General features: G+C 67.1%; 26 protein-coding genes and 2 pseudogenes. 12 read left to right on the forward strand and 16 right to left on the reverse strand.

Annotation, left to right across the window (positions count from 1 at the left end; all coding sequences use genetic code 11):
• Positions 1-30: 30 nt before the first annotated feature.
• The 6 genes from ACNQQL_RS00700 to ACNQQL_RS00725 form a co-directional block, all read right to left on the reverse strand.
• Entirely contained in the window at positions 31-1,143 is a 1,113-nt protein-coding gene (locus ACNQQL_RS00700; protein ID WP_347062858.1) for a hypothetical protein, read from the reverse strand.
• A 224-nt stretch (positions 1,144-1,367) separates the two neighbouring features.
• The gene (locus ACNQQL_RS00705) at positions 1,368-1,871 is read right to left on the reverse strand and encodes a hypothetical protein (RefSeq protein WP_034180772.1); all 504 of its coding nucleotides are present in this window, start codon (positions 1,869-1,871) and stop codon (positions 1,368-1,370) included.
• Positions 1,872-1,992: 121 nt separating this feature from the next.
• On the reverse strand, positions 1,993-2,817 hold the full coding sequence (locus ACNQQL_RS00710) for an OmpW/AlkL family protein (RefSeq protein ID WP_072442016.1): 825 nt from the start codon (positions 2,815-2,817) through the stop codon (positions 1,993-1,995).
• A 73-nt stretch (positions 2,818-2,890) separates the two neighbouring features.
• On the reverse strand, positions 2,891-4,144 hold the full coding sequence (locus ACNQQL_RS00715) for a DUF2957 domain-containing protein (RefSeq protein WP_347062859.1): 1,254 nt from the start codon (positions 4,142-4,144) through the stop codon (positions 2,891-2,893).
• Between the two features lie 71 nt (positions 4,145-4,215).
• Positions 4,216-5,829 carry a DUF2957 domain-containing protein gene (locus tag ACNQQL_RS00720; protein WP_347062860.1) on the reverse strand — a complete coding sequence of 538 codons (1,614 nt, stop codon included), beginning with the start codon at positions 5,827-5,829 and terminating at the stop codon, positions 4,216-4,218.
• Positions 5,830-6,443: 614 nt separating this feature from the next.
• Positions 6,444-6,740, reverse strand: coding sequence for a cupin domain-containing protein (locus ACNQQL_RS00725; protein WP_347062861.1), 297 nt, complete (start codon positions 6,738-6,740; stop codon positions 6,444-6,446).
• A gap of 434 nt (positions 6,741-7,174) precedes the next feature.
• Between ACNQQL_RS00725 and ACNQQL_RS00730 the strand changes: the two genes are divergently transcribed.
• The 4 genes from ACNQQL_RS00730 to ACNQQL_RS00745 all read left to right on the forward strand — a co-directional run bounded on the left by ACNQQL_RS00730 (position 7,175) and on the right by ACNQQL_RS00745 (position 10,740).
• On the forward strand, positions 7,175-8,119 hold the full coding sequence (locus ACNQQL_RS00730; RefSeq protein ID WP_072442024.1) for an ABC transporter ATP-binding protein: 945 nt from the start codon (positions 7,175-7,177) through the stop codon (positions 8,117-8,119).
• Positions 8,120-8,124: 5 nt separating this feature from the next.
• Positions 8,125-8,886, forward strand: coding sequence for an ABC transporter permease (locus ACNQQL_RS00735; protein WP_085038800.1), 762 nt, complete (start codon positions 8,125-8,127; stop codon positions 8,884-8,886).
• A 162-nt stretch (positions 8,887-9,048) separates the two neighbouring features.
• Complete coding sequence (locus tag ACNQQL_RS00740) at positions 9,049-10,473, forward strand: MFS transporter (RefSeq protein ID WP_347062862.1); 1,425 nt, start codon at positions 9,049-9,051, stop codon at positions 10,471-10,473.
• 12 nt (positions 10,474-10,485) lie between these two features.
• On the forward strand, positions 10,486-10,740 hold the full coding sequence (locus tag ACNQQL_RS00745; RefSeq protein ID WP_347062863.1) for a hypothetical protein: 255 nt from the start codon (positions 10,486-10,488) through the stop codon (positions 10,738-10,740).
• Between the two features lie 43 nt (positions 10,741-10,783).
• Here the strand turns inward: ACNQQL_RS00745 and ACNQQL_RS00750 are convergent, their stop codons facing one another.
• Complete coding sequence (locus tag ACNQQL_RS00750) at positions 10,784-11,014, reverse strand: hypothetical protein (RefSeq protein ID WP_347062963.1); 231 nt, start codon at positions 11,012-11,014, stop codon at positions 10,784-10,786.
• Positions 11,015-11,223: 209 nt separating this feature from the next.
• Here ACNQQL_RS00750 and ACNQQL_RS00755 point away from each other — a divergent pair, with 209 nt between their 5' ends.
• From ACNQQL_RS00755 to ACNQQL_RS00770, 4 genes and pseudogenes are all read left to right on the forward strand, one after another.
• On the forward strand, positions 11,224-11,655 hold the full coding sequence (locus ACNQQL_RS00755; RefSeq protein WP_347062864.1) for a YciI family protein: 432 nt from the start codon (positions 11,224-11,226) through the stop codon (positions 11,653-11,655).
• Positions 11,656-11,819: 164 nt separating this feature from the next.
• Positions 11,820-12,626: a DinB family protein gene (locus ACNQQL_RS00760; RefSeq protein ID WP_347062865.1), complete on the forward strand. Its 807-nt coding sequence runs from the start codon at positions 11,820-11,822 to the stop codon at positions 12,624-12,626.
• A 49-nt stretch (positions 12,627-12,675) separates the two neighbouring features.
• Positions 12,676-12,831 (forward strand): annotated as a pseudogene (locus tag ACNQQL_RS00765) (alpha/beta hydrolase); the annotation flags it as partial.
• A gap of 112 nt (positions 12,832-12,943) precedes the next feature.
• Positions 12,944-13,822 (forward strand): alpha/beta hydrolase family protein, encoded by an 879-nt coding sequence (locus ACNQQL_RS00770; RefSeq protein ID WP_347062964.1) that lies wholly within the window; start codon positions 12,944-12,946, stop codon positions 13,820-13,822.
• Between the two features lie 142 nt (positions 13,823-13,964).
• Here ACNQQL_RS00770 and ACNQQL_RS00775 read toward each other — a convergent pair whose 3' ends face one another.
• Positions 13,965-14,195, reverse strand: a complete 231-nt coding sequence (locus tag ACNQQL_RS00775) for a hypothetical protein (RefSeq protein WP_072442034.1) — start codon at positions 14,193-14,195, stop codon at positions 13,965-13,967.
• A gap of 207 nt (positions 14,196-14,402) precedes the next feature.
• Positions 14,403-15,302, reverse strand: coding sequence for a hypothetical protein (locus ACNQQL_RS00780; RefSeq protein WP_347062866.1), 900 nt, complete (start codon positions 15,300-15,302; stop codon positions 14,403-14,405).
• Between the two features lie 78 nt (positions 15,303-15,380).
• Here ACNQQL_RS00780 and ACNQQL_RS00785 point away from each other — a divergent pair, with 78 nt between their 5' ends.
• Complete coding sequence (locus ACNQQL_RS00785) at positions 15,381-15,719, forward strand: helix-turn-helix transcriptional regulator (protein ID WP_347062867.1); 339 nt, start codon at positions 15,381-15,383, stop codon at positions 15,717-15,719.
• A gap of 196 nt (positions 15,720-15,915) precedes the next feature.
• On the opposite strand, the gene pqqE is transcribed toward ACNQQL_RS00785, so the two are convergent.
• The 6 genes from pqqE to ACNQQL_RS00815 form a co-directional block, all read right to left on the reverse strand.
• Complete coding sequence (gene pqqE / locus ACNQQL_RS00790) at positions 15,916-17,055, reverse strand: pyrroloquinoline quinone biosynthesis protein PqqE (RefSeq protein WP_347062868.1); 1,140 nt, start codon at positions 17,053-17,055, stop codon at positions 15,916-15,918.
• Between the two features lies 1 nt (position 17,056).
• Positions 17,057-17,338, reverse strand: coding sequence for a pyrroloquinoline quinone biosynthesis peptide chaperone PqqD (pqqD, locus tag ACNQQL_RS00795; protein ID WP_034180785.1), 282 nt, complete (start codon positions 17,336-17,338; stop codon positions 17,057-17,059).
• The gene (pqqC, locus tag ACNQQL_RS00800) at positions 17,335-18,054 is read right to left on the reverse strand and encodes a pyrroloquinoline-quinone synthase PqqC (protein ID WP_347062869.1); all 720 of its coding nucleotides are present in this window, start codon (positions 18,052-18,054) and stop codon (positions 17,335-17,337) included. Before pqqC ends, pqqD begins: the two co-directional genes overlap by 4 nt.
• 2 nt (positions 18,055-18,056) lie before the next feature.
• A complete protein-coding gene (pqqB, locus tag ACNQQL_RS00805; RefSeq protein WP_347062870.1) occupies positions 18,057-18,980 on the reverse strand; it encodes a pyrroloquinoline quinone biosynthesis protein PqqB in 924 nt (307 codons plus the stop codon).
• Between the two features lie 62 nt (positions 18,981-19,042).
• Positions 19,043-19,117 (reverse strand): pyrroloquinoline quinone precursor peptide PqqA, encoded by a 75-nt coding sequence (pqqA, locus tag ACNQQL_RS00810; protein ID WP_006485436.1) that lies wholly within the window; start codon positions 19,115-19,117, stop codon positions 19,043-19,045.
• A 333-nt stretch (positions 19,118-19,450) separates the two neighbouring features.
• Positions 19,451-21,472 (reverse strand): sigma-54-dependent Fis family transcriptional regulator, encoded by a 2,022-nt coding sequence (locus tag ACNQQL_RS00815; RefSeq protein ID WP_347062871.1) that lies wholly within the window; start codon positions 21,470-21,472, stop codon positions 19,451-19,453.
• Positions 21,473-21,812: 340 nt separating this feature from the next.
• Between ACNQQL_RS00815 and ACNQQL_RS00820 the strand changes: the two genes are divergently transcribed.
• On the forward strand, positions 21,813-22,838 hold the full coding sequence (locus tag ACNQQL_RS00820; protein WP_347062872.1) for an alpha/beta fold hydrolase: 1,026 nt from the start codon (positions 21,813-21,815) through the stop codon (positions 22,836-22,838).
• Between the two features lie 70 nt (positions 22,839-22,908).
• On the opposite strand, the pseudogene ACNQQL_RS00825 reads toward ACNQQL_RS00820, so the two are convergent.
• Positions 22,909-23,100: pseudogene (locus ACNQQL_RS00825) on the reverse strand (hypothetical protein); the annotation flags it as partial.
• 469 nt (positions 23,101-23,569) lie between these two features.
• On the opposite strand from ACNQQL_RS00825, the gene ACNQQL_RS00830 reads away from it, so the two are divergent.
• Together ACNQQL_RS00830 and ACNQQL_RS00835 are read left to right on the forward strand one after the other, a co-directional pair.
• Positions 23,570-25,291, forward strand: a complete 1,722-nt coding sequence (locus ACNQQL_RS00830) for a methanol/ethanol family PQQ-dependent dehydrogenase (protein WP_175962194.1) — start codon at positions 23,570-23,572, stop codon at positions 25,289-25,291.
• Between the two features lie 79 nt (positions 25,292-25,370).
• A complete protein-coding gene (locus ACNQQL_RS00835; protein ID WP_347062873.1) occupies positions 25,371-26,573 on the forward strand; it encodes a c-type cytochrome in 1,203 nt (400 codons plus the stop codon).
• Positions 26,574-26,614: the final 41 nt, after the last annotated feature.

Genomic DNA, 26,614 nt, shown 5'->3' on the forward strand with positions numbered 1-26,614 from the left:
ATGTCGCTTCATGTCGGCAAAAGCCGAGTGTCAGCGGGCCTTCTCCGCGTCTTCGCCGAACCTGGCAGTCGCCACGGCCCGCGTCCGCACCCGCTTTGCGCGGACGATCGGGTTCCATCGCGACGTCAGGCTCATCGCGTCGCGCAGGCGTTCGAACGCGACATCCTCCTTCGGCCCGAAACGGCTGACCGCCGGCCACGCGAGCACGTCGTCGAGCCACGTCTGCCATGTGTCGCCATGAAAACGACGGCCGATTTCGCGCACCGCGTCCGGCGCGGCGATCACGATGCCCGTCAGCAGGTAGTACGCCCAGAAGCTGCCCGCGCCGGCGAGTCGGTCGAGCCGGCACACGGACAGCGCGGCAAGCAACCCGTCCACCGATGCGAGATCGGCGCGATTCGTACGGATCGCCCGCGCGACGAGGTTGTGCTGACCACCATACGCGGCAACGGAGATCCCGTTGCCTGCGGCAAGCGCGGCCGAGAACATCGCGAGCGCGGCCATCTCGTCGATGCGTGATGCGTCGTCGCGCGGGCCGCACATGCGCAGCACGATCGCGTCGATGATGGCACCGTGACGGGCCGACGTTTCCGCACTCGCCGCCGCGATGACAGCCAGCTTTTCTCTCAGGTTCTGCGCAGGCGGCGCCTCGCCATGCTCTTCTCTTTCATGTGCGGTACGTTCGCCAGCGTCTTCGCCGTTGCATTCGACACCGCCGGCAATCCGCGCGAGCGCGGCCCAGCCGACATCGGGATCGTCGAATGCGCACGCATCGATCACGCCGTGCGCCGCATCGAACACGGCGCGCGAGCCGGGGCAACAGCGTTCGGCTTCGGCAAGCTGCCGCGCGGAAGGCACATGCGAGCACGCGCCGAGCACGTCGGCCGGGTCGCAAGCGCAGCCGCCGCCATCCGTTGCGATCCACGGCGCAAGCCCGTGAAGAACGGCCGCTGCGTCACGAGACAGGCTCTCGCCTGCCCGCATGCGTATCGCGTATGACGCGACGACTGCCGTGTCGCCCGCCGCCGGTGCGCAAGCGGCGGCGTCGAGATGTTCGATCAGGTACTGCAGCCACGCGGCCGTGCGCAGCCGGTCAGGCGTCGCGCCGCGGGCATCACCATACTTCGCTGGGTCGGTGAGCATGGGTCGTCCGGGAGTGTTCTGGCCAATTGGAATAATGTCGTTTCAGTCCGCACGGTACACCGTGCCGACCTTGCAGGTCCGCCCGCATCGGATCGCGATGCGGGCGGCCAATCGGCCGTCGCGCCGATACGCGCGACGGCTCGAATGCATCGAAGCTGCGGAAACCCGCCGCGCATGCCGCACGGCCTCGCGCACGGCGGACGCCCCGCTTCGATCCGCGACGCTTACTGCACGTGGAACTTCGGCGACGTCGTGACCGTGCCGGACACCGTGCAATTCGGCGTCAATGCAGCGTTATTGAACGTCAGCGACGAGTTCGGATCGTTCCATGCCGTTACCACCTTGCTCGGGCCGCACGCGCCGAGCAGCGCGACGTTCACCTGCACGTTGTTGATCGACAGCTGCGTCGTGCTGTCGGCCTGGCCCGTCCACGGCGACGTGCTGCTCGCGCTGCCGCTGATCAGTCCGCACGTGGCGCCTCCGGCGAACTGCGTCGACGTGATGTGAACGATGCCGGTCGACGTGATCGTCCCGTTGAACGTCGCGGTACAGTTTGCGCTGATCGATCCCTTGCTCAGCGTCGTGAGCCCCGATACGGAGAACGGCTCGCCGTTCGGGTTCATCGGCTGCCCGTCAGCGCGCGAAACGGTGACTGCGAAAGCAGGCGCGGCCGAAACCGCGGTGAATGCCACTGCAGCAACAAGCGATACGATTTTGCGAATGCTCATTTGAACTGCCCCCTCTCTTCACAAATGGCGGCACGCCGCCAGGAACGCAACCGTCCGGCCGAAAGAGCCCGGCCAGCCGGTCGCAGGAAGCCGCCGGCACGCGTCATGCGCGCCGGTCGGCTCAGAACTTGTAGGAAATCCCGACGAACGTGATCAGCGGATCGGCCTTCAGCCGCGTGCGCGTGGTCGCGAGCGTCGAACCGTCGGCCGCCTTGATCACGAGCGACGAGTACGTCTTCAGCGGCATGTACGTCAGCGTCGCAGTGAGCCCCCAGTGCTTGTCGATCGCATAGCTCGCGCCGATGTTGTAGACCGGCGTGAACGACGACGACGCCTTGCCCTCCACCGACGTCGGCCCCGGCTTGCCGGCGCCGGCCGCGAGCACGCTGCCGAGGTTTTCGTTGATGTCCTTCGCGAAGTTGCCGTTCAGCTCGATGTTGCTGAACCAGCTGTAGGCCACGCCGATCCCGACGAACGGGCGGAACTTCGCCGTCGGCGCATTGAAGTAGTACTGCAGAATGATCGTGGGGCTCCACTGCCGCGCGTTCTTCACCGCCGGCTGATTCGACGTCTTGTCCATGTCGACCGAACCGAGCGAGCCGGCCGGACCCGGCGGCCGGATCACGCCGTGCCCGGTCAGCGTGAACTCGGGCGGCACGCCGAGCACCGACGTCACCGCGATGTGGTCGGTGAAGAAGTGCGTAAGCGTGAGGCCGACCGTATCGGCGTTGTTGACCGTCAGGCTCGTGCCCGGCGACGTGAACGACCCGGGCAGGCGCAGCGGCCCGTTGATCGGCATGTTCGCGAGATTCGTCGTCAGGCCGTTGGTCGAATCCTGCGGCATGATGTGCAGCCAGCCCAGCGTCGCGACGTTGTCGCCCGCCTGCTGGGCCGATGCGAGTGTCGACACGCCTGCGACGACACCCGCGACAATCAGCTTCTTCATGAAGTCTCCCTCTCATTCTGTCCGGGCGCCGCGCATCCGCGCGCGACGCCGCCGTGTCTCCGTCCGGGTGTGGTCACTGCACGAACGCGCCGACCGTGAAGTACGGATTGCTCGTATCGGCCATGTCGAGGAACCCGAATACGCCGCCGGTGAACACGAACTTGCCGGTCGCCGGCCCCGACGCAGCATCCGCATGCACGGTCGTCACGACGCCCGGCACCTTCTGCGTAAAGTCGAGGTTCAGTGCGCGCGTGAGCGCGGCCTGCGACGCGTTGAACGGATCGAGCAGCGTGGCCTGCGCGCCGACGAGCGCGGTCGCGCGGTAGTTGAACGCGCTGTCGACGCCCGTGTACTCGCCGTTCTGCGAGCCGAGCGCGATCGCCGTCTGCGGGCTCAGGAACGAGATGCCCGATTCGTCGTCCGCGCTCGGCGGGCCCTGCGTAAGGTCCGCGTTCGCGGCGCCGGTGCGGATGAAGATCGGCACGAGCTGGTTGCGCAGCTTGCCGACGATCAGGATCCCCTTGCCGGCCTTCGCCGGATCGAGCGCGGCGAGCGTCGGCGGAATCTGCGGCTGGTAGTTGAGCGACTGGAACGCCGGCGCATCCGGACGCAGCGTGAACGGCTGGTTCACGGTCGTGCTCGACGCAAGCGGCTGCCCGCCGTTCTTCTTGCCGAAGTTGTCGGTCTCGACGTAGCTGCCGTCCGCGTTGATCGTCACCTTCTGATCGAGCGCCACCGGCTGGAAGTTCTGCGACGGCACCTGGTGATAACCGAGCTGGTTGTAGGTGCCGGCGATCTTCGTCAGGTCGGTCTCCAGCGACGAGAAGCTGATGAACGGGTAATACGGGAACGTCGTCTTCGGAATCCTGCCGACGCCGATCACGCCGTCGAACTGGATCGTCGCGCCGGGGATCGCGCCGCCCAGCACGCCTTCGCCGAGGAACAGCCGCGCGGGCCGGCTCGGATCGAGGCTCGCGTTCTGCATCCGGAACGTGCACTGGTTCAGCTTCACCGTCGGCAGGCCCGTTTCGTCGGCCAGCGTGCCGTCGACGACGTTGGCCGGCGCCGTGTCGCGCGTCGGCTGCACGGTGCCCGCGGTAGTCGGCACCGGCGATGCGAGGTAGGTCATCCGGAACGTCATCTTCGTGGTGTCGAGCTGCACTTTCACGAGCTCGCCCGACCCGGAGCCGCCGATGAATACCGTGCTGTAGTCGATCGTCTGCGGGCACAGCCGGACCGCCGGCGCGGGCGGCGGGTCGCCGTCGCCGCCGCACGCAGCCAGCACGGGTGCGAGCGAGGCCGCAACCATCCATTGCTTCACATTCATAGGAATCCTCTTGAAATTCGATTCGCCGGCGGCGACGCATGCGCCGCCGGCGTGACTTGTTCGGTACGCAGTTACTGGACGAACGCGCCGACCGTGAAGAACGGGTTGACCTGGCTGTTGTTGACGACCATTGCGTAAACGTTGCCGGCCGTCACGATCCAGCCCGTGTCGCCCTTCTTGAAGATCGCGACATTGCCGCTTGCGCCCTTCGCGTTGAAATCGCTGTTGGCCGTGACCTTGATCTTGCCGGGCGACGCCTGCGTGTAGTCGAGCGCAAACTGCGAGGTCACCGAAGACGTCTGCGGATCGATGAATGCCGCGGTGCCGCCCTGGAACAACGTCGACGTGTAGTTCGCGGAGATCGTCGACACGGCAGTGCCGTCGTTGCAGCTACCCGCTTCCGCCATGAAGAAGCCGTTGGCAAAGGTGCCCGGAAGATCCGGGTGCGGCACCTGGTTATCGAAGCTCGGGCCGGACTGCGCGATGGTGTTCCCCACACCGGTAGATGTCACGACACCGCATGCGGATGCGCTCGTCGCGCCGATGTAACCGCCCTTCAGCGAGTTCGCGGCAATCGCTGTGGACGACGAGAGCATCGAGATCCCGACTTCGGCATCGGCGACCGAGGCGAGCGGATTGCTCGTATCCACATGGGTATAGCCGACGCGAATCACGATCGGCACCCGTACGCCGTTCAGCTTGCCGACGATCATGATGCCCTTCGCCTGACTCGGCGTCACGATCACGAGGCCCGGCGCCTGCCCGGCGACCGGATACGCAACCGTACCGAACGGGTTCGCCACCGCATTGCTCACGAACACGTTGTCCGCCGACCCGTCCGCGTTCTTGCGCAGCGTCCACGGCGACCCGGTCGTCTGGCACGAGTAGTCGCTGCCCTGCATGATCGTGCACGAACCGTCCGCATTGAACGTCTGGTTCCAGTTGACGACGTCCGGCTCCCAGCCGACAGCCCCGTTCGCATCCTGGGCGGTACCGCCGACCGGCGACAAATGGATACCGACTTCGTTGTAATTGCCCGCGACCTTCGTGAAGTCGGTTTCCGTTTCGACAAAGCCGATGAACGGATAGAAATCGAATGTGCGCGACGGCACCACGCCAAGGACAAAACCCGGAATCGGCTCGATGCCCTGGAACGCGATCGTCGCCCCCGGAATTCCGCCGCCAACCACGCCATTGCCGACGAACAGCATCGGCGGATCGGTACGCTTGATCGTCACCGAATACGCGCCGTCGCTGGTCGCGCCGCTGTCGAGCACGAACGCGCAGCGGTTCTGCTCGGCGGTCGGAAGGTTGGTCGGATGATGGAATGCGCCGCTGATCGTCAGGCCCGCGCGCGTGTTGTTGACCTGCCCTGCCGACGTCGGTACCGACGATTCGATGAACTGCATCTGATACGTGAGCTTCGTCGTGTCGAACTTCACCTTCACGTATTCGCCGCTGCCGGCGCCACCCGTGTAGGTCGTCGTGTAATCGAGCGAATCGGGACACAGCTTCGTCACGACGGGCGGTTGCGTGATCGCGCCGCTCGGCCCGCATGCGCTGCCCGAGCACTGCGGCACGTTGATCGGCCCCGGATCGTCGCCGCCGCCGCAACCGGCGACGAACGGCAGCGCCAGCACCGCGCACGACAGGATTACCTTCCGCCATTCAGGAATGCAAATCATCAACCCCTCCTTTACAGGTACGGCAAGTCTCGTCCGGACGGGCTGCATGGCTCGCCGGTTGGTATCGCGCCGCCGCACGAGCGCGCGGCGCATGATGGTGTTCGCAATGCAACCGCCCTGCAGCTCATGCAAATGCGACGAAAGCCGCGGCGGCAGACAAGCGCGTTCCCGCGGCGCCGTCATGCGGCACGGCGCCGTCGGAACGATCGAAACGGAAAGTGGTGCGCCGCTACACGGCGATGCGGCAACGCAGGCTGACGACGTATGTCGCGCCTGCATTCAGCGAAAAACTGGGAAACGGCAGTCCGGTTGGCCCCGCGGATACGCGTCGCATGAATTGGTCTCCGTACGTACGCTTGATTCGTTATCGTGATGCGTCGTTTGACGAGACTATGATCGGACGATACGCACAAGTAAATGGATGCAGAGTTCCAAACGGCCGGAACCGCACGATCCTAGTGTTTTCACGGTGTTTGACAGTTTTTCAAACGGCCTTCATTTTATTTGCTCAGACAAATAGATGGGCCGCGCGACGGGCTTGCGCGGCAGCCGCTTTCCGAGCCGGGCGGGCGAGCCGGCCCGCAGGCGGCCCCGCGAACGCGGCGCGCAACCTTTTACACGTCGATGATCGCGAGCGTACCGTGGCTGCCGGGCAGCACCGCGTGGCGCGTGCCGGCGAGCGCGAGATACATCTGCCCGACCTCGACCACGACCGTTTCCGCGCCGACTTCGAGCATCAGCTGGCCGTCGAGCACCAGCAGCCCTTCGTTGTAGTCGTGCACTTCCGCTTCGTACGGCTGCGCATCCATGCGCAACACCTTGATCCTGGCCGGCCCGACCTCGCCGACGATCGTGGATTTCCACGCGGCGGCCTGCGCAGCCGCAACGGATTTGAAATCGATCAAAGACATTCGCCCCGCTCCGTGAACCGTGAAAGGAACGCATTATCGCGAGCGCCAGGCATGCCGTCCCGGTACGGCGCAGAGGCGTTCGGGCAGCACAGTCGGCGGGCCGGCCGCCGCGCGGCCGCGAGAAAACGCAATCACCGTCCGGTTCGCCGGAAACAGGCCAAATTGTTCGAACAACTCAAACAAAGCACCACTCTATTGAGCAACACTCGGCCATTTCAAGCAAATCCGGCACCGACAACGCATGGCCTTTCCACCGAAATGCATTTCCATCTACCGATTGCTAATATGGCGGTCCCGCGATCCCGCACCACAACGCCGTTCGACATGACGCCCGTTCGCCATGCCGTCCCCGATCCCGGCCGCTTCGCAGCGGCGGCGACTCCGGGCACGTGCGGCGCACACCGTCGCGCCGGCCGGCCGTGCCATCCGTGAGCATGCAACCGATCCTTTCCGTCTCCGACCTCTCCAAGACTTACGCGTCCGGCTTCCAGGCGCTGAAGCACGTGACCCTCGACATCCGCCCCGGCGAGATCTTCGCGCTGCTCGGGCCGAACGGCGCCGGCAAGACGACGCTGATCGGCTCGATCTGCGGCATCGTCACGCCGACCGAAGGCCGCGTGACGGTCGGCGGCCACGACATCCGCGATCAATACCGCGCGGCCCGCGAAATGATCGGCCTCGTGCCGCAGGAGCTGACCACCGACGCGTTCGAAACCGTGTGGGCGACCGTGTCGTTCAGCCGCGGCCTGTTCGGCAAGGCGCCCGATCCCGCGCACATCGAGAAGACGCTGAAGGCGCTGTCGCTGTGGGACAAGCGCGACAGCAAGCTGATGACGCTGTCGGGCGGGATGAAGCGCCGCGTGATGATCGCGAAGGCGCTGTCGCACGAGCCGCGCATCCTGTTCCTCGACGAGCCGACCGCCGGCGTCGACGTCGAGCTGCGCCGCGACATGTGGAAGCTCGTCGATTCGCTGCGCGAAAGCGGCGTGACGATCCTGCTGACCACGCACTACATCGAGGAAGCCGAGGAAATGGCCGACCGGATCGGCATCATCCTCGGCGGCGAGCTCGTGCTCGTCGAGGAAAAGCACGAGCTGATGCGCAAGCTCGGCAAGAAGCAGCTGACCGTGCAGCTCGAGCAGCCGCTCGCGGACGTGCCGCCCGCGCTCGCGCCGTTCGGGCTCGAACGAGCGGACGACGGCGCCGCGCTCGTCTACACGTACGACTCGCAGCGCGACGACGCGAGCATCGCGACGCTGATCAACGCGCTCGGCTCGGCCGGCATCGGCTTTCGCGACCTGCACACGACGCAGAGCTCGCTCGAGGATATTTTCGTCAGCCTGATCGACAACCGCCGCAACGGCGCACAAGGAGCCTGACGCACATGAATCTTCATGGAATCCGCGCGATCTACCGCGCAGAAATGGCCCGCACGCGCCGCACGCTGATGCAGAGCATCATCGCGCCGGTGATCTCGACGTCGCTGTATTTCGTCGTGTTCGGCTCGGCGATCGGCTCGCGCATCAGCGACGTGAACGGCATCGGCTACGGGTCGTTCATCGTGCCGGGCCTCGTGATGCTGTCGCTGCTGTCGCAGAGCATCTCGAACGCGTCGTTCGGTATCTACTTCCCGCGCTTCACGGGCACGATCTACGAGATCCTGTCCGCGCCCGTGTCGTACTGGGAGATCGTGATCGCCTACGTGGGCGCGGCCGCATCGAAGTCGATCCTGCTCGGCGTCATCATCCTCGCGACGGCCGGCCTGTTCGTGCCGCTGCACATCCTGCATCCGTTCTGGATGGTGCTGTTCCTCGTGCTGACGGCGGTCACGTTCAGCCTGTTCGGCTTCGTGATCGGCATCTGGGCCGACAGCTTCGAGAAGCTGCAACTCGTGCCGCTCCTGATCATCACGCCGCTCACGTTCCTCGGCGGCAGCTTCTATTCGGTCGACATGCTGCCGCCCGCATGGCGCATCATCACGCTGTTCAACCCGATCGTGTATCTGGTCAGCGGCTTCCGCTGGTCGTTCTACGGGCTCGCCGACGTGCATGTGTGGATCAGCCTCGCCGCAACCGGGCTGTTCCTCGTGATCCTGCTCGCGATCGTCGCGTGGATGTTCCGCACCGGATACAAGCTGAAGAACTGACGCCAACCGACTCATCCCGCGCCGCCCGCCAATGACGCATTTGGGCAAGCAGGCGGCGCTTTTCCTCTGATGCGGCATTTTGTGGTCGCGTCTACTGAATACCGAAGCATCGGGGCCTTGGAGCATGCGCTGCGAGGCCCTTTTTCATTTCAGAGGACGCCAATGCCCGCCGCCACCGCTCCCGCCTCCGCCGCCGCCCGGCTCGAACGCCTGCCGTTCTCCGGCTATCACAAGCGGATCTTTTTCATCATCGCGATCGCGTTTTTCTTCGACTCGGTCGATCTCGGCACGATGACGTTCGTGCTCGGCTCGATCCGCAAGGAGTTCGGGCTATCGACCGCGGCCGCCGGCCTCGTTGCGAGCGCAAGCTTCTTCGGGATGGTGCTCGGCGCGGCCGTCGCCGGCCTGCTCGCCGACCGCTTCGGCCGCCGGCCGGTGTTCCAGTGGAGCATGGTGCTGTGGGGCGCCGCGTCGTACCTGTGCTCGACCGCACAGAGCGTCGACGCGCTGATCGTCTACCGCGTGCTGCTCGGGATCGGGATGGGGATGGAATTCCCGGTCGCGCAGACGCTGCTGTCCGAATTCGTGCCGACCGAGAAGCGCGGCCGCCTGATCGCGCTGATGGACGGCTTCTGGCCGCTCGGCTTCATCACGGCCGGCGTCGTCGCGTACTTCGTGCTGCCGCAGTTCGGCTGGCGCACGGTGTTCGCGCTGCTCGCGATTCCCGCGGTGTTCGTGCTCGTCGTGCGCCGCATCGTGCCCGAATCGCCGCGCTGGCTCGAACATGCGGGTCGGCACGCAGAAGCCGACGCGGTAATGCACGCGATCGAGGCGAAGGTGATGCGCTCGGCCGGCGTCGCGACGCTGCCGCCGCCGTCGCGGCTCGCCGAACCGGTGGCCGCGCGCGGTCGCGGCGCGCTGCGCGAGATCTGGAGCGGCGTGTACCGCCGCCGCACGGTGATGGTATGGCTGCTGTGGTTCTTCGCGCTGCTCGGCTTCTACGGCCTCACGTCGTGGCTCGGCGCGCTGCTGCAGCAGGCCGGCTTCGAAGTCACGAAATCGGTGTTCTACACGGTGCTGATCTCGCTCGGCGGCGTGCCGGGCTTCCTGTGCGCCGCGTGGCTCGTCGAACGTTGGGGGCGCAAGCCGACCTGCATCGCGTCGCTGATCGGCGGTGGCGCGATGGCGTACGCATACGGCCAGAGCGCGCTGTACGGCGGCAGCATGGCGCTGCTGATCGGTACGGGCCTCGCGATGCAGTTCTTCCTGTTCGGGATGTGGGCCGCGCTGTACACATACACGCCCGAACTGTACGGCACCGGCGCGCGCGCGACGGGCTCGGGCTTCGCGTCGGCGATCGGGCGCGTCGGCTCGCTGATCGGGCCTTACGTGGTGGGCCTCGTGCTGCCCGTGTTCGGCCAGGGCGGCGTGTTCACGCTCGGCGCGCTGTCGTTCATCGCGGCCGCGGTCGCCGTGTGGACGCTCGGGATCGAGACGAAGGGCCTCGCGCTGGAGCAGTTGGCGGCCGGCGACGAAGCCGGCGGCAGCGGCCGGTATCCGGCAGCGGCAGCGGACGAGGTGTCCTGATCCGCGGATCGGATGGCGATTTTCTTTCAGGCCGGGAAGGCGTTCGGCGCCGACGACGAAGCAACGGACGACCCGCTGCCGGCGATCGTCGATTCGATCGAGCGCTCGGACTATCTGCCGTCGCTCGCGCACCTGGCGAGCGCGCTGCGCCACATCCAGGCGCTCGATCTCGACATCATCCTGCCGATGCACGGGCCGGCCATCACGCACGACATCCCGCGCGTGCTGGCCGGTGCGATTGCGTATTGCGAGGCGGCGGCCGCGTAACGCACGCAGGCGGCGATGCAAGCGTTGATATGACGGATGCCGGTCAGGCGCCGGTGACGACGAACTCTTCGGCCGCCTTGCGCTGGACCGCGGCCATCACCGCCAACTCGCGCTTGCTACGCGCGTCGGAGGACACGACGCCCGTCGCGTGCTTCGCCTTCGATCCCAGCGGGAAAAACACGAACGACGCGCCGTCCGGGGCGGACGGCTCGGCACGCAGGCGTTTGTTCAGGATTTTCAGGTATTTCTTCTTCGAGACTTCTTTAGCAGCCATGGCACCCTCCGCGTAAACGTGGTGAGGATCAGCATACCAGTTTTGACGGGGCGCTCCGCGGCAGCGCCCGCCGGTTCGCCCGTCATCGAAAATTCTTCGTGCACGATGTCGATTCGCGCCATTCTCGCGCGTCGTATTGTCGTAACCGATCGTTTTGCCGTCGGCACGACCAGCGGCAACCCCCGATTCCCGTTCAAGGAGATACGACAATGCGCGTCATGGTAATCGTCAAGGCGACCGCCGATTCCGAGTCCTCCCGGATGCCCGACACCGAAATGCTGGCCGCGATGGGCCGCTTCAACGAAGAACTGGTGAAAGCCGGCATCCTGCTCGCCGCCGACGGGTTGCACCCGAGCAGCCGCGGCAAGCGCGTGCACTTTTCCGGCAAGAACCGCACCGTCATCGACGGCCCGTTCGCCGAAACGAAGGAACTCGTCGCGGGCTACTGGCTATGGCAGGTCAAGTCGATGGAAGAAGCCGTCGAATGGGTCAAGCGCTGCCCGAATCCGATGCCCGGCGACTCCGACATCGAGATCCGCCCGCTGTTCGAGCTCGAGGAATTCGGCGACGACTTCACGCCGGAGCTGCAACATCAGGAAGCGCGCATACGCGCGGGAATCGACGCCCGGCAGAAATCCTGACCGGCGGGCGGGCGCGAATCTCGCGCACCCGGGATCGCGCCGAAGCGCGACGCGGCGCCCGACATGCGTCGCGTCGCACCATCTCTCGCCCGAATGAACCGGTTGACGACATCTCACCTTGTAACGTATCGTTTTGACACGTTACAAGGTGAGGCCCGTTCGCCATGCATTCCCGTTTCGACCGTTTCCGCACCACCGCGCTCGGCACCCAGCTCGAAGCGCTGATCGCACAGCCCCAGCGCTATCCGGAATTCGCGGCGCTGTCGCGCGTCGGCGTCGCCGCGATCGGCGCGATCCAGCACGAGATCGCGCGCAACTTCCCCGAAATCGAAGCCAACACGACAGCCCGCCAGTTCTGCGGTGCGATGGTCGCGGAAGTCATGCGCCGCCACGGCCACGACGTCGTGCAGGCGCGCGGGCGGCTCGGCGGTACGCTGTTCAGTTATGGCGCAGTGTTCAGCGCGTATCCGCAAACGCTGCCGTTCGCCGACGTCGTCGCCGAGTTGGCCCGCATGCCCGACCGGCTCGCCGCGTATGCCGCGCACGTACCGGCCGCGCTGTGGACGCGCCGCCCGGCCGGCACGGGATTCTCGCTGGTCGAGCATGCGTGCCACCTGCGCGACCTCGACGCGGTGTTCGCCGAACGCATCGACGCGGTGCGAACGGTCGAACTGCCGGTGATCGCGTCGATCGACGGCACCGCGCTCGCCGCGCAGCGCGACTATCTCGCGCAGCCGATCGACCGTGCCGTCGCCGCATTCCGCACCGGCCGCGCCGCGCTGTGCGCAACGGCCGCCGCGCTGGAACCCGCGCAGCTCGCGCGCTGCGGGCTGCGCGACGGCATCCGCCGCATGTCGCTCGACGAACTCGTGCGCGAACTGCTCCACCACGACCGCACGCACGTGCTCGAACTCGACGAGCTGCTCGCCGAACTCGAGTTGCCGCCCCTTCCTTCCGCGCCCGCCCGATGACCCTGCCCGCGCCCGTCGACCTCATCCACGGGTTCGTCGGCACGTTCGACGTGCAGGCTCGCACGTGCCGGACCGGGCGCTCGCGCGCCGCGCCGGCTTCGACACGATCGAACGCTGCGGGCATCTGATGCCGGCCGAGCGGCCCGACGCGTTTCGCGCGGCAGTCGCGCGCATCGTGTGTGCGATGTGTGCGCCGCCCTGCTGACAAACCCGTAGGATTCGCCGAAATATGGTTGAAAGGTGCGGTTGCTAGAGTCGTCCGAACAGGGTTTTCCCGGTGCCCCGGCGCCGGACAGGGTCGACACATGCAAGGATCGATGCATCTGGCACGCGCCTTCTGGCTGCTTCTGCTGCTCGCCGTCACGAGCCCTGCCTTCGCATTCCATGCGCGGGTCGTCGCGATCCCGAGCGCCGCGATGAGCGAAACGCTCAGGGCGACCGTCGTGCTGCCCGACGACTACGCACACGCCAACCGCAACGGCGAACGCTATCCGGTCGTCTATCTGCTGCACGGCTCGGGCGGCGACCATACCGACTGGACGTCGAACACGCACATCGCCGCGCTGGCCGACCGCTACCGCGTGATCCTCGTGATGCCCGACGGCGGACACGAAAGCTGGTACATCGACAGCCCGTTCGATTCGGGCAGCCGCTACGAAACCTTCGTCGGCGACGAAGTCGTGTCCTACGTCGATTCGCACTTCCGCACGATCGCGACCCAGCGCGCCCGCGCGATCACCGGGCTCAGCATGGGCGGCTTCGGCGCGCTGCGCATCGCGCTCGACCGGCCCGACACGTTCGGCGCGGTCGGCAGCATCAGCGGCGCGGTCGATCCTCGCTGCTGCGAGGACGAGCCGGGCATCGACCACGTGTTCGGCGATCCCGGCCGCCATCCGTCGTTCTGGAACCGCAATGCGATCGTCGAAAGCGCTCGTACGTTCATGCGTGCTCATCTCGACGTGACGATCGATTGCGGCCGCGACGACGCGCTCGTCGGCTCCAACCGCACGCTGCACGAACGGCTCGTCGCGCTCGGTGTGCCGCACGACTATGCGGAGCGGCCCGGCGGCCATACTTGGGATTACTGGGCGAATGCAATCCGCTACCAGATGCGGTTCTTCGCGGCGTCGTTCCAGCATCGCGGCTACGCGTTCCATCCGGCCCTCCCTGCACCGGGCATGACGCGCGCGGGCTGACGCGCACGCCGCGCGCAGTGGCGCAATGCGGTTCAACGGTATCGATTCGATGCGGTCGGATTGAACGACAGACGTGCCGAACAGCAGCCGGCAACAGAAAGAAAGTGCGCCGATCGACGCGACTAAAGCGGCAACGCCTGGATCAGATCTGGCGCGCCGCGTCGGCACTCACCACGCGATCGAAGACTTCCTGCGCACGCGCCAGCTCGTCGAGCGCGCGATCGAGGCGCGACATCGCGCGTGCGTATTCGGCCGACGAGACGTCGTCGTCGCTTTCGCCGCGTACCGCTCGAAAGGCCTGATCGACGTTGCGCGTCGCTTCGACGAAGCGTTGCGCGGCCCGGGCTTCCCGCGAACAGATATGGGTCGACATCGACACTTCTCCCTCAGGATTGCAGTGTGAAGCAAGCCGACGCTCAGTGTGCGTGGTGCGCATGTCGGCGGCATGAACCACGATCCATCGATCGTCGACGCATCGGCCGCCGCGCAGCGCGCTTCGTGCCGATTGTCCCCCTGCGCTCGCCGATCCGCTACGGCGAGATTGCAACAAATTCTTGTGCAACCTGCTCCGCGCCTGCCGTCACGCGCGCCCGATGCGCGGATGCGCAAGGCCGCCGAACGCAGCAGCCTCGCCCGACGACAGGTCGAACAGATCGCCGGTGAGATCGCGCGGATGCTCGACCGCCGGCCGGCTGCGCAATCGCGCTGCATGCGCGGGTGCGACATACGCGGCCGCGGTTTCGATCGGCGGTACGTCGAACAGGTCGCGCGTGACGCCGCGCACGGCATCCGTCGGCGAACGGCCGCGCAAGCGCGCAACCAGCTCGACGAAGCGATCGAAATCGCCTGCGCGCGTCGCCTTGTTCACTTCCGCGAGATCGCGCGCCTTCAGCACGCACGGCTGCGCGAGCCGCACGAAATACGGCGCTTCGAGCTCGACCGACAGCGCGAGCGGATAGCTCCTGCCCGTCTGCTCCTTCGCGCGCCCGACGCAATCGACCACGGCCGCGCCCTGTGCGGCGCCAAGCGGCTTGCCGGTGCTCACGCTGCGCAGGTGATCGGGAAACACGCGCAACTGCGTGCCGACCGTCAGCGCGGTGGACGACGCGCACACGAGCGCGTAGTGCTGTTCGCGGCGACGGCCCGACGGCAGCGTCGAGCGGCTCGCGATGAACGTGTGCGGCGGAAGCGGCCGCACCTGACCGCTCGCGTCGACCCATGCATTCCACAGCAGCGCGTCCTTGCGCTCGCTCGCGCGCGGACGCGATGCGACCGGCGAAAACAGCGCGAGCAGAGAGCCAGTGCGATGCGCGGCGACTTGCGCGCTGCTGCCGAGCGGCTGGTTGATGCCCCACAGAAAACGCCCGCCCCCGAGCCGGCGCTCCCATTCCTTGCGGAGCACGACGGTCGGCAGTTCCTCGCCAGACTCGGTACCGATCTTGGTCCAGCAGAACGTGGGTGGGAGGTGTTTCAGCGTCATCAACTTTCTCGGGATACAGCCTCGCTGGTGACAGGAAGCCCATTCAACAGCCGTAACTGTATAGGTATAATGCATCGCATGGAAGCCCCGGACCAAGATTTTCCCGTTCAAGACCTGTTGCGCCGCCTGATGGCAGATACACGCTCGTCCAGCGAAATTGCGCGACTTTGCGGGGTCAGCCAGCCAACCGTGTCGCGCCTGAGGCTGTCGAACGGGCATCGGCTGCGCCGCAGCGCGCCATTCAATAAGCTATGCAGTTTCTATGGTGTCGATACCGGGCCGTCGCGCCGCCGCTATAACGACCTGCTGCGCGACGCGATCGTCGACGCATGGGATGGCTCCGACGAGCACGGGCGCGCGCTGCTGGTCGTGATTCAGGGGTTGAAGGATCTGCAGGCGAAGGCCGACGACGGATGATGTCGCGGTTCGATTTCGTTCGCTTTGCCGGGCGGCTCGAAGTCGGCCGGGAGCGCGGCGGCAGGCGCCAGCGCCCGTTCACTTCGGTGCCGGGTTTCGCTGGCTGCGGGAAGGCGTTTCTTGCGCTATTGGCGCGAGGGTTGCCGCGCGGACGCGGACGCGGGGTCGGTGGCGAAGCCGTCGTCGCCGTAGCTCGTCAGCAGTCGCACGCCGCCCCGCATTGCGCGAGCGAATTCTCCTTGCTGCGAAACACCAGCGGCTGCTCGTCGCGCGGCGCCGGTCGCCGCGCGAATTGCACCGCCTGCTCGACCTGGCCGTGATGCGCGGACTTCGCGCACACCGGATCGGCTTCCTTCGGATCGCCTGCCAGCAGGTACGCCTGGCACCGGCAGCCGCCGTGATCCGTATGCCGTTCGTCGCACGTGCGGCACGGCTCGCGCATCCAGTCATCGCCGCGAAACGCGTTGAACGCGTCGCTGTCGTACCAGATTTCCTTCAGCGACCGGTCGCGCACGTTCGGCAGCGCGAGCCCCGGCAGCGAACGCGCGGCGTGGCACGGCAGCGCGGTACCGTCAGGCGCGACGCCGAGAAACACCGAACCCCAGCCGTTCATGCACGCTTTCGGGCGCGCCTCGAAATAGTCGGGCACGACGAACAGGATCCGGCAGCGCTCTCCGACCAGCTTGCGATAGCGGTTCACCGTGTCCTCGGCTTCGCGTACCTGTTCGACGGTCGGCATGAGCTGGTCGCGGTTCAGCATCGCCCAGCCGTAGTACTGCGTGTTCGCGAGCTCCAGGTAATCGGCGCCGAGATCGAGCGCCATCTCGATGATCTGTCCCACGTGCGGCAGGTTGTAGCGATGCAGCACGCAGTTGAGCACCATCGGGTAGCCGTGCGCCTTGATCAGCCGCGCGACGTCGCGCTTCAGTTCGAACGTGCGCGTGCTGGTCAGGAAATCGTTCAGCTCGCGCGTCGAATCCTGCAGCGACAACTGGATGTGATCGAGCCCGGCTGCCTTGAGCCGCTCGATACGCGCGACGCTCAGCCCGATGCCCGACGTGATCAGGTTCGTGTAGAAGCCGAGCCCGCGCGCATGCGCGACGAGCGCCTCGAGGTCGCCGCGCTGCAGCGGCTCGCCGCCCGAGAAGCCGATCTGCGCGGCGCCGAGCGCGCGCGCATCGCTTATCACCGCGCGCCATGCATCGGTGTCGAGCTCCGCGCCGTGCGTCGCGAAGTCGACGGGGTTGTAGCAGAACGCGCAATGCAGCGGGCAGCGGTACGTGAGTTCCGCGAGCAGCCACAGCGGCGCGGACGGACGGGAAGTGTCGGGCGCCATGTCAGTCGAGCCAGCCGCGCAGCCGCGCGTGATCGAGGAAACGGTATACGTCGGACGCAAGGTCCGACGTGCTGAACAGGCACTCGAGTTCGCCGATGATGTCGTCGAGTTCGCGCGTGCCGTCGCAGCGCACGAGTATCTCGGCCGCACTCGGGTTGAGCTTGACCATCCCTTCCGGATAGAGGAGCACGTAGGCATCCTGGGCCACCTCCCACTGCAGGCGGTACATGCCCCTCAGGCAGGGGCGCAGCGGCACGCCGCTGGCGGCATCGATCGCGTTCATACGGGGTAGGCCTTTTCGACGGCGTCGAGCATCGACCAGAGGATGTCGAGCTTGAATTGCAGAATGCCGAGCGCGCGCTGCTGCGCATCCGGTGTCGTGAAATGCTGCAGCGTAACCGCAAGCCCGTGCTCGACGTCGCGCTGCGCGAGCGGCACGCGGCTGCGGAAGTAATGCAACCCGTCCTGCTCGATCCACGGGTAGTGCGACGGCCAGCCCGCGAGCCGGTCGAGATGGATCTGCGGCGCGAACATCTCCGTCAGCGACGAGCACACGGCTTCCTGCCACGGCGCGCGCCGCGCGAAATTCACATACGCGTCGACCGCGAAGCGCACGCCGGGCAGCACGTGCTCGAGCGACCACAGCTCGGCGCGATCGAGGCCGCATGCCTCGCCGAGCCGCACCCACGCCTCGATGCCGCCTTCGTTGTCGCCTTGCCCGTCGTGATCGATCAGCCGCTGGATCCACCGGCGCCGCGTGTCGCGATCGGGGCAGTTCGACAGGATCGCCGCATCCTTGAGCGGGATGTTGATCTGGTAGTAGAAGCGGTTCGCGACCCAGCCGCGGATCTGCGCGGGCGAACACGCGCCGCTGTTGAGCCGCCGATTGAACGGGTGATGGATGTGATAGCGCGATTCGAGCGCGCGCAGGCGCGCCTCGAATTCGGTCGCGGTCCAGGGCGTCGCGTGCAACGCCGTAGCGGGGATCGGTGCGTTCATGGTCAGACCTGGAATTGCATGCCGTCGTGCGCGACGTCGATGCCATGCGCGCGCAGGTGCGCGTGCTCGACGGAATGCGGGTCGAGAATCGGGTTCGTGTTGTTGATGTGCGTGAGCACCTTGCGCGTGCGCGCGGGCAGCATGTCGAGCCAGTCGATCATGCCGTGCCGCCCGTGTTCCGCGCACTGCGCGAGATGCCCCATGTCGGCCGCGTGCTTGCTCGACAGGCCGAGGTCGATCATCTCGGTGCCGGTCCAGAACGTGCCGTCCACCAGCACGAGATCGGCGCCGTCCATCGCTGCGCGCACGTCGTCGGAAACGGCCGCGAGCCCCGGCGCATAGAACGCGCGCCGGCCGCTCGCGACATCTTCGATCGACAGCGCGATGTTGTCGCCGGGCGCGGCCGACGCGCGCCGCGGCGAATACGGCGGCGCCTTGCTGTCGACGGGAATCGCGGTGAAGCGGATCCCGCGCGCCGCCGGCACCGTGAACGGCTCGCCGAGCGCGATCGTATGCGCATCGACGCCGCAGTAGTGGCCGAGCAGCGGCACGAGCGGCAGCCCGGTCGACAGGTCGTCGAGCACCGGCGCGCTCGCGTAGAGCGGCAGCGGCGTCGAACGCTCGCGCAGCATCAGCAGGCCGGTCACGTGATCGATCTGCGCGTCGCACAGCACGACGGCGGCGATGCCGCTGTCGCGGATCGCGCGCGCCGGCTGCAGGTCCGGATTCGCGCGCAACTGGGAAAGAATGTCGGGCGACGCGTTGACGAGAATCCAGTCGATGCCGTCCGCGCTGACCGCGAGCGACGACTGCGTGCGCGGCAGCACATGGCCGCTTCCGCTGCGCGCGCGGCGACAGTTCGCGCAGTTGCAGTTCCACTGCGGCAGGCCGCCGCCGGCTCCCGAGCCGAGTATCTTGATCTTCATGGGCGTCAGCTCCCGAGGCCGTCCGCGCCGCGCATCGCGGCACGGACAGCGCATCGCGACGATCAGCGGTTGGCGATGTACATCGTGATTTCGAAGCCGAAGCGCAGGTCGGTGTAAGACGGGGTCGTCCACTGCATGATGTGTCTCCTGGTTGAGTTGGTGAGTCGCGTCGGTGAGTCCGACAACCGCGGCAATCTGGCGGTCGGTTCCTCTTCAGCAAGGAGCGTGCCGAAGCCGCACTTTGCCTGCGCGGCGGCGGCACATGGCCGTCGCGCAGGCATCGGGATGCAATCCTTACGATTAGCCGACACGATTCGCGCGGATGCGATTCGCCGCCCCGGCGGCACGATGCGCGGGGGCGGTGACAGGTGTTGAATCGTTGAACACCGGTGTTGCAACGGGTGTTGCAACTTGACACACCGGCAGTGACGGATCGCCGGCCGCGCAACCGCGATCGCGCGGCCCGCGCGTCAGCTTTCGTCCGACGGTTGGCGCTCCGCATCGGCCGCCGGCATCTTCCGGTAGATCGTGTTGCGCGACACGCCGAGCGCGCGCGCCGCGGCCGACACGTTGCCGCCGTGACGGGTCAGCGCGGCGGCGATCGCGGACGCGGCGACGTCCTGCAAGCGCGCGTCGGCGGGCGGGAACGCCTCCACGGCAAACGGCGCGACGGCCGGATCATGCTGCGCGGCCGGCTCGGCCGGCGCATCGCCGCGGCGCAGGTCGTCGAAGAAATCGTCCGGCAGGTGCTCGCGCCGGATTTCGCCATCGTCGTCGACCATCGCCGCCGCCGTGCGCAGCAGGTTGCCGAGCTGGCGGAAGTTGCCGGGCCACGTGCAGCGCACGAACAGCGCCATCACGTCCGGCGCGACGGAGAGCGGCGGGTGGTCGGAGCCCGCGAATGCTTCCCGTTGCAGCATCTTCTGCACGACGACCGCGAGATCCGTGCGGTCGCGCAGCGGCGGCAGGCGCACCACGAGGCCGTTCAGCCGGTAGTAGAGATCCTCGCGGAAGCGGTTCTGCGCAATCATGTCGCGCAGGTCGCGGTGCGTCGCGCAGATGATCGAGATGTCCACGGCGATCGTCTTCGTCGACCCGAGCGGGTTGACGAGGCGCTCCTGCAGCACGCGCAGCAGCCGCACCTGCAGCGGATACGGCATGTCGCCGATCTCGTCGAGGAACAGCGTGCCGCCGTTCGCCTGCAGCAGCTTGCCGATCGCCCCCTTGCGGCGCGCGCCGGTGAATGCGCCCTCCTCATAGCCGAACAGCTCGGATTCGATCAGCGTCTCCGGAATCGATGCGCAGTTGACCGCGACGAACGGCCCGTCGCGACGCGGCGAGTCATTATGGATCGCCTGCGCGAGCAGTTCCTTGCCGGTGCCGGTCTCGCCGGTGATCAGGATCGGAATGTCCTTGCCGATTACCTTGCGCACCTTCGCGATCACGCACGCGACCTGCGGATCGCCGGTGTCGAGATAGTTGAGCCGCGACAGGCCCGCCGACGTGCCTGCCGCCGGCGCCGGCACCGCGTTCGCGCGCGCGGCCGGCGCGCCCGCGTCGTGGACGTCCGTCGGCCGGCTGCCTTCCGCGAGCGTCGCACGCCGGAAGTGCACACGCGCGCAGACCACCGCGCCGGTGCCGAGATTCAGCATCAGGTGCCGGTCGGTGCTCGCGCGCATGCGGTCGATCAGCTGCGCGCTCGTGATGTCGAACAGCGACGACAGCGTGTGCGCGCGCAGCACCGCGAGCGGCATGCCGAGCTGGAACTGCGCGCTGCGATTGGCCGACAGGAAGCGGCCATCGGCGGTGAACGCGACGATCCCCTCCATCAGCGTGCCGAGGAACTCGGGACGGCCATGGAACGACACCTGCAGCGTTTCCTGAAAGGTCGTCGTAAACAGATGATTCTCGATCATCTGCACCGACATCTTCGCGAGCGCCATCGTGTGCTGGTGATAGCTGCGGTGGTCGCCCGTCACGTCGAGCACGCCGATCGCGTCGCCGTACGGATCGAGGATCGGCACGCTCGAACAGGTCAGGAAGCGGTTCGCGGCCAGGAAGTGCTGGTCGCCGTGGACCACCATCGGGCACAGCTCGGCGAGCGCCGTGCCGATCGCGTTGGTGCCCTGCCGGCTCTCCGCCCAGTTCGCGCCCGGGCGCAGCGCGACCTTCTCCGCGCGCTGCAGGAAGTCGTCGTCGCCGATCGAATGCAGGATCAGGCCTTCGGCGTCGGTCAGCACGATCATGCTCTGCGTGTTGACGATCTGCTCGTGCAGCGTCTCCATCACCGGCATCGCGTGCACGCACAGCACGCGGCTCTGCTCGCGCTTCAGCACCAGCGCCGCGCTGGACAGCACGTCGTAGTCGGGGCGTGCCGATACCTGCAGGCCGAACGTCTCGGACCGCTCATGGGCTTTCCGGATCGACGGCGCGGGCCAGCCGGCGGGATGCGCGGCCCGAGTCCCGGCCGCCTGCTCTACGTCATCGCGCATTGTCTCCTCCGGGGATCCTTCCGGTCATCTGCCGGACTCTTTGCCGTCTTAACAAGCAAGCATCGGGCCACGCAAGCGTCGCGGCGCGGACGGGCCGTCCGATGCCGGTCATGCGCCGCGAATTGAAAGCCGGATGCAAGGAAACGATCAGTCGAGATCGTGCCGCCGGACAGTTCGGCCTTCGTAATACCGCGATTGCGCGTCTCGCGGCTACCCGTGCGAATCCCGATCTTCGCGCCTGGCGCGGTTCTGGCTTTGTCTCAGGTCAAGCACCTCAGTCGCCCCGGCGCACACGCGACCGAGTGACGGTTGTCCCCAATTCCGCCCGAGCCACGTCGACATGACGCCTACCCCGATTCGACTCACGCCGTCGCCCGCTATGCCGCCCTCGTCTGCCGCGCCTCGCGAGCCTGCATCACCTGCCGCCCCCGTTCACCGGCGCCTGCACCGCGACGCACAGTCGATCGCGTTCACCGTGGCCGGCGCTGCGGACGGCCACCCCGTCGTCGTGCTGCACGGCGGGCCCGGCAGCGGCAGTCAGGCCGGCATCCTGCGCCTGTTCGACCTGACGCGCACGCGCGTCGTGCTCGTCGACCAGCGCGGCGCGGGCGCGTCGTCGCCGCGCGGCGGCACGCGCCACAACAGCACCGCGCGGCTGATCGGCGATCTCGAGGCGGTACGCGAGCAGCTCGGCATCGCGCGCTGGGGCGTCGTCGGCGGATCGTGGGGCGCCGCGCTTGCGCTCGCGTATGCGGGCGCGCATCCCGCACGGGTGACCGGCGTCGTGTTGCGCGGCCTGTTCCTGACGTCGCCGCGCGAAGTCCGCCGCCTGTTCACGACGTCGCGCACGCGTGCACCCCGCGAATGGCAGCGCCTGTGTGCGGCGGCCGGCGGCGCACAGCCGGATCGTCTGCTGTCGTGCTGCGCGCGGCGGCTGCGCCCCGGCGCGGGCGCGGCCCCGCAGCGCGCGGTGGCGCTCGCGTGGCACGCGTACGAAGGCGCCGTCCTCGCGTCGTCGCACACGCGCCGCTCGCCCGCGCACGCGATCCGCTCGCGCAAGACCGTCGGCCGGCTGATCGACAAATACCGGATCCAGGCGCATTACCTGCAACGCGATTGCTGGCTCGGCGAACGCCGCGTGCTCGCACTCGCGCGGCGGGCGGCAGACGAAGGCGTGCCGCTGTTCGCCGCGCACGGGATGCACGACCCCGTTTGCCCGGTCGACAACGTTGTCCGTCTCGCTCGTGCCGTGCCCGTGGCCGAAATCGAACGCGTGCCCGCCGGACATCTGGCGAGCGACCCGGCATTGGCGCGCAGCGTCGCCCGCGCGGTGCACGCGATGTTCGCGGCGGCGCCGTTCACGTGACTGCGCATGTCGGGCACGGCCCGGCGCCAGCTCACGTCGTCAGGCGACAGCCGGCGCAGCCGTGCAACACTCAATCCCGCGCATCACGCAGGCCGACCCACGCGGCGCGCGGCGCGCCCGGTCCGACGAATTGTTGGTTGACCGGATTCGCGCCGTCGAACGTGTGATTCCGCCCGTTGAAGAAATTCCGGCCGAGCGCGCCGAAGCGCGCGTAGCGCTTGTCGAACAGGTTCGTCACGCAAGCGAAGACCTCGAAGCGCTTCGCGTCGCCCGACTTCCTTTCGCATCCTTATCATTTTCGTTGTCCCCGTCTTTGTGTTCCGCCGTGGCGTGCGCTGACCGAGCGGCGATATGTTGTCGCGAAGCGAGCTTGCGATAGCCGTGCCAGCACGGCGGTGCGACATACGCCAGCGTCGCTGCCTCGCGCATCGTCTGCGTGCTGCATGCGCGCATGCGGCGGCCGCACCGTCACGGGTGCCACGCCACCTGTCATGTTTGGCAACACTGCGCGCGCGGCGGTGTACCTGAATGCAACACCTTCGTTGACACCGCCGCGCGACACGTTCAACACAGCACAGCGCGCGATACGCCCGTGCGCCGCGCCGCGCAGGCTTCTCGCCGCGATGGCATGCGACTTGCGTGAACGGCATCGCACTCGGCCCGGAACCCCACCCGTGCCGGCGCGACGAACCGTTCGCGACGGTGCGACCACAATGACTCAGGAGACAACCATGAAGAAACTCTCGGCTTCAGCGAGCCGGCTGGCGACGATCGGCATCGCGGCGGCAGCGGCCGTCGCGCTGAACCCCGGCCTCGTCGAAGCGGCCGCGGACTACCCGGCCGTGACCTACCAGCGGCTGACCGACGCGCAACAGGATCCGGGCTGGCTGACCTACTACCGCACCTACAACGGCCGCTCGCATTCGCCGCTCAAGCAGATCGACACGTCGAATGCGAAGGCGCTCAAGCAGGTGTGGGCCTACAAGTTCCCCGCCGACCTGAAGCAGGGTTTCGAGGCGACGCCGATCGTCAACGGCAATTACCTGTTCGTGACGACGCCAAAGGACAACGTCTACGCATTCGATGCGAAGACGGGCAAGCAACTGTGGAAATACGAACCGAAGCTCGGCGCGGCATCGTTCAAGACCGCATGCTGCGACGTGGTCAACCGCGGCGTCGCGCTGTACGGCAAGAACGTCTATATCGCGATGCTGAACGGAGAAGTCGCGGCGCTCGACGCGCAGACCGGCAATCTCGTCTGGAAGAAGCAGATGTTCGAGCCGGGCCTCGGCTACGCGTTCTCGCTCGCGCCGCTCGCGCTCGACGGCGCGATCGTCGTCGGCACGTCCGGCGGCGAATACGGCATTCGCGGCTACATCGCCGCGCTGAATCCTGACGACGGCTCGGAGGTCTGGAAACGCTACACGATCCCCGGTTCCGGCGAGAAAGGCTCGGAGACCTGGCCCGACGGCATGCAGAGCCACGGCGGCGGCGCCGCGTGGCTGACCGGCACCTACGACGCGGCATCCCGCACGCTGTACTGGGGCGTCGGCAACCCCGGCCCGTGGCTCGCGGCGCTGCGCCCCGGCGACAACCTGTATTCCGACTCGCTGCTCGCGCTCGACGCGAAGAACGGCAACCTGAAGTGGCACTACCAGTACACGAGCAACGACACGTGGGACTACGACGGCGTGAACGCGGCCGTCCTCGCCGACATCCGGTACAAAGGCAAGGACTACGACGCGATCATCCACGCGGATCGCAACGGCTTCTTCCACGCGATCGACCGCACGACCGGCAAGCTGATCTATGCGACGCCGTTCGTCAAGGCGACCTCGGTCACCGGCTACACGGCCGACGGTAAGCCGATCCAGGACGAATCGAAGTTCCCGAAGGCCGGCACGACGATCGAAACGTGCCCGAGCTTCCTCGGCGGCAAGAACTGGTGGTCGATCTCGTACGACCAGGATCGCAACATCGCGGTCGTGCCTGCGCTGCACGCGTGCATGAGCCTGACCGGCAAGTCGGTCAGCTACCAGGAAGGCCTGCCGTATCTCGGCGAAGGCTTCGAGATCAAGCCCGAACCGGGCAGCGAAGGCTACGGCGAACTGACGGCAATCGACGTGAACACCGGCAAGAAGCTGTGGAGCCACTGGTCGAAGAAGCCGTGGAACGGCGGCGTCGCGACCACCGCGAGCGGCCTCGCGTTCAGCGGTTCGCTCGACGGCCACCTGTACGCGTTCGACACGGCAACCGGCAAGGTGCTGTGGGAAAGCCCGCAACTCGCGAGCGGCATCATTTCGCAGCCCTCGGTGTATGAGGTCGACGGCAAAGAGTACGTAGCCGTGCTCGCCGGCTACGGCGGCGCGAACCCGATCTGGGGCGGCCCGATGGCCGACATCGCGAAGGACGTTCCGCGCGGCGGCACGCTCTACGTGTTCGCACTGGACTGATCAGGCGCAAGCCGCGGTCGCGCCCGCATGCGCCCGATGCGGGCGCGACGCCCCAACCGCTTCAACCGGAAACACGATCATGAATACTCGCCTCACTCCCGTTACCGTCGCCAGTCTGCTCGCCGTGGGCATGGCGCTGACACCGGCAGCCGCGTCGGCCGGCGTGCGCATCTGCACGCTGCCCGGCAGCCCGACCACGGCGCTCGACCAATCCGTTGCGCGCGAAGTGTTCCGCACCGCGGGCATCGCCGCATCGTTCAACAAGCGCGGCGTCGACGACGACGGCGGCGACGACGGCATCTCCGCAAGCGAGCTGAAGAAATCGCTCGAACGCGACTGCGACGTGATCGCCGGCTTCCCGCGCTCGGAGATCGCCGATGGGTCGGGATCCAGAATGACGTTCTCGCAGGGCTATCTGCGCTCCGGCTACGTCAGCGTGTCGCTGCGCGACACGCGAGCAACGTCCGGCACCAAGGAAACGATCGCGGCCACGTATGGCAGCCCTTCGCAGTTGATCGCCGCGCAACAGAGCAACGCCCGTTTCGATCTGGAAAACACCAGCGAGCAAACGATCGGCGCGCTCGCCGCCGGCCGCGCGCAGCGCGCCATCGTCTGGTATCCGAGCGTCGTCGCGTACAAGCGCGCGCACCCGCAACAGCAGTTCCGGGTCGCGGCCACATCGTCGCCGTACTCGGACTGGCAACTGTCTTTCGCATTCGGGCCGGGCAAGGAAGATCTCCGGACGCGCATCGACGCGGCCTTGTCGCGAATGAGCGGCAACGGCCGTCTCGCGGCGCTCACGCGCGGCTGGGCACTTCCGGAAACGGTCGCTCAAGCGACGAGTACGCATGCGCCCGGCCGATTTCTCGACGGGTCGGTCGCATCCGTGCAGCCGGTAAAGAGCGGCTTCATCAAGGTTTCGACCAACGAAGGCGGCGACGTACCGCCGTTCGAGCAGGCGCAGGTGCAGCACGGCAAGAAGATCTATGCCGATGCCTGTGCGAAATGCCACGGCGACCAGCTCGAAGGCAATACCGCCCCCGCACTGAGCGGGGAATCCTTTGCCCCCGAAGGCAAGTCGCACATCACGGTCGGCGGCATCTACCAGTACATGTCGAGCAACATGCCGGCCGATCGCCCCGGCAAGATGACCGAACAGGAATACTCGGACCTGATGGCGTTCCTGCTCTACTCGAACGGCTACGACGCGTCGAAAGCAAAACTGACCGCCGATGCCGCCAACGCGTCGAAGGCGCCGCTCATTGCCGGGCCGCGCAAGTAACGCTCCCATCCCCTTCGTTTCGGTCCACTCGCCGCGCCGGG

The sequence above is a fragment of the Burkholderia sp. LFS061 genome, from assembly GCF_047978125.1.
GTDB lineage: Bacteria > Pseudomonadota > Gammaproteobacteria > Burkholderiales > Burkholderiaceae > Burkholderia > Burkholderia pyrrocinia_C.

Bases quoted from the DNA above. Each gene is read 5' to 3' on its own strand.
- pqqB (WP_347062870.1), bottom strand. From the start codon at position 18,980: ATGAAGATCAAGATACTCGGCTCGGGAGCCGGCGGCGGCCTGCCGCAG.
- ACNQQL_RS00715 (WP_347062859.1), bottom strand. From the start codon at position 4,144: ATGAATGTGAAGCAATGGATGGTTGCGGCCTCGCTCGCACCCGTGCTG.
- ACNQQL_RS00700 (WP_347062858.1), bottom strand. From the start codon at position 1,143: ATGCTCACCGACCCAGCGAAGTATGGTGATGCCCGCGGCGCGACGCCT.
- pqqE (WP_347062868.1), bottom strand. From the start codon at position 17,055: ATGGCGCCCGACACTTCCCGTCCGTCCGCGCCGCTGTGGCTGCTCGCG.
- ACNQQL_RS00785 (WP_347062867.1), top strand. From the start codon at position 15,381: ATGGAAGCCCCGGACCAAGATTTTCCCGTTCAAGACCTGTTGCGCCGC.
- ACNQQL_RS00740 (WP_347062862.1), top strand. From the start codon at position 9,049: ATGCCCGCCGCCACCGCTCCCGCCTCCGCCGCCGCCCGGCTCGAACGC.
- ACNQQL_RS00755 (WP_347062864.1), top strand. From the start codon at position 11,224: ATGCGCGTCATGGTAATCGTCAAGGCGACCGCCGATTCCGAGTCCTCC.
- ACNQQL_RS00730 (WP_072442024.1), top strand. From the start codon at position 7,175: ATGCAACCGATCCTTTCCGTCTCCGACCTCTCCAAGACTTACGCGTCC.
- ACNQQL_RS00830 (WP_175962194.1), top strand. From the start codon at position 23,570: ATGAAGAAACTCTCGGCTTCAGCGAGCCGGCTGGCGACGATCGGCATC.
- ACNQQL_RS00750 (WP_347062963.1), bottom strand. From the start codon at position 11,014: ATGGCTGCTAAAGAAGTCTCGAAGAAGAAATACCTGAAAATCCTGAAC.
- ACNQQL_RS00705 (WP_034180772.1), bottom strand. From the start codon at position 1,871: ATGAGCATTCGCAAAATCGTATCGCTTGTTGCTGCAGTGGCATTCACC.
- ACNQQL_RS00710 (WP_072442016.1), bottom strand. From the start codon at position 2,817: ATGAAGAAGCTGATTGTCGCGGGTGTCGTCGCAGGCGTGTCGACACTC.
- ACNQQL_RS00735 (WP_085038800.1), top strand. From the start codon at position 8,125: ATGAATCTTCATGGAATCCGCGCGATCTACCGCGCAGAAATGGCCCGC.
- ACNQQL_RS00725 (WP_347062861.1), bottom strand. From the start codon at position 6,740: ATGTCTTTGATCGATTTCAAATCCGTTGCGGCTGCGCAGGCCGCCGCG.
- ACNQQL_RS00745 (WP_347062863.1), top strand. From the start codon at position 10,486: ATGGCGATTTTCTTTCAGGCCGGGAAGGCGTTCGGCGCCGACGACGAA.
- ACNQQL_RS00770 (WP_347062964.1), top strand. From the start codon at position 12,944: ATGCATCTGGCACGCGCCTTCTGGCTGCTTCTGCTGCTCGCCGTCACG.
- ACNQQL_RS00780 (WP_347062866.1), bottom strand. From the start codon at position 15,302: ATGACGCTGAAACACCTCCCACCCACGTTCTGCTGGACCAAGATCGGT.
- ACNQQL_RS00815 (WP_347062871.1), bottom strand. From the start codon at position 21,472: ATGCGCGATGACGTAGAGCAGGCGGCCGGGACTCGGGCCGCGCATCCC.
- ACNQQL_RS00835 (WP_347062873.1), top strand. From the start codon at position 25,371: ATGAATACTCGCCTCACTCCCGTTACCGTCGCCAGTCTGCTCGCCGTG.
- pqqC (WP_347062869.1), bottom strand. From the start codon at position 18,054: ATGAACGCACCGATCCCCGCTACGGCGTTGCACGCGACGCCCTGGACC.
- ACNQQL_RS00760 (WP_347062865.1), top strand. From the start codon at position 11,820: ATGCATTCCCGTTTCGACCGTTTCCGCACCACCGCGCTCGGCACCCAG.
- ACNQQL_RS00720 (WP_347062860.1), bottom strand. From the start codon at position 5,829: ATGATTTGCATTCCTGAATGGCGGAAGGTAATCCTGTCGTGCGCGGTG.
- ACNQQL_RS00820 (WP_347062872.1), top strand. From the start codon at position 21,813: ATGACGCCTACCCCGATTCGACTCACGCCGTCGCCCGCTATGCCGCCC.
- pqqD (WP_034180785.1), bottom strand. From the start codon at position 17,338: ATGAACGCGATCGATGCCGCCAGCGGCGTGCCGCTGCGCCCCTGCCTG.
- ACNQQL_RS00775 (WP_072442034.1), bottom strand. From the start codon at position 14,195: ATGTCGACCCATATCTGTTCGCGGGAAGCCCGGGCCGCGCAACGCTTC.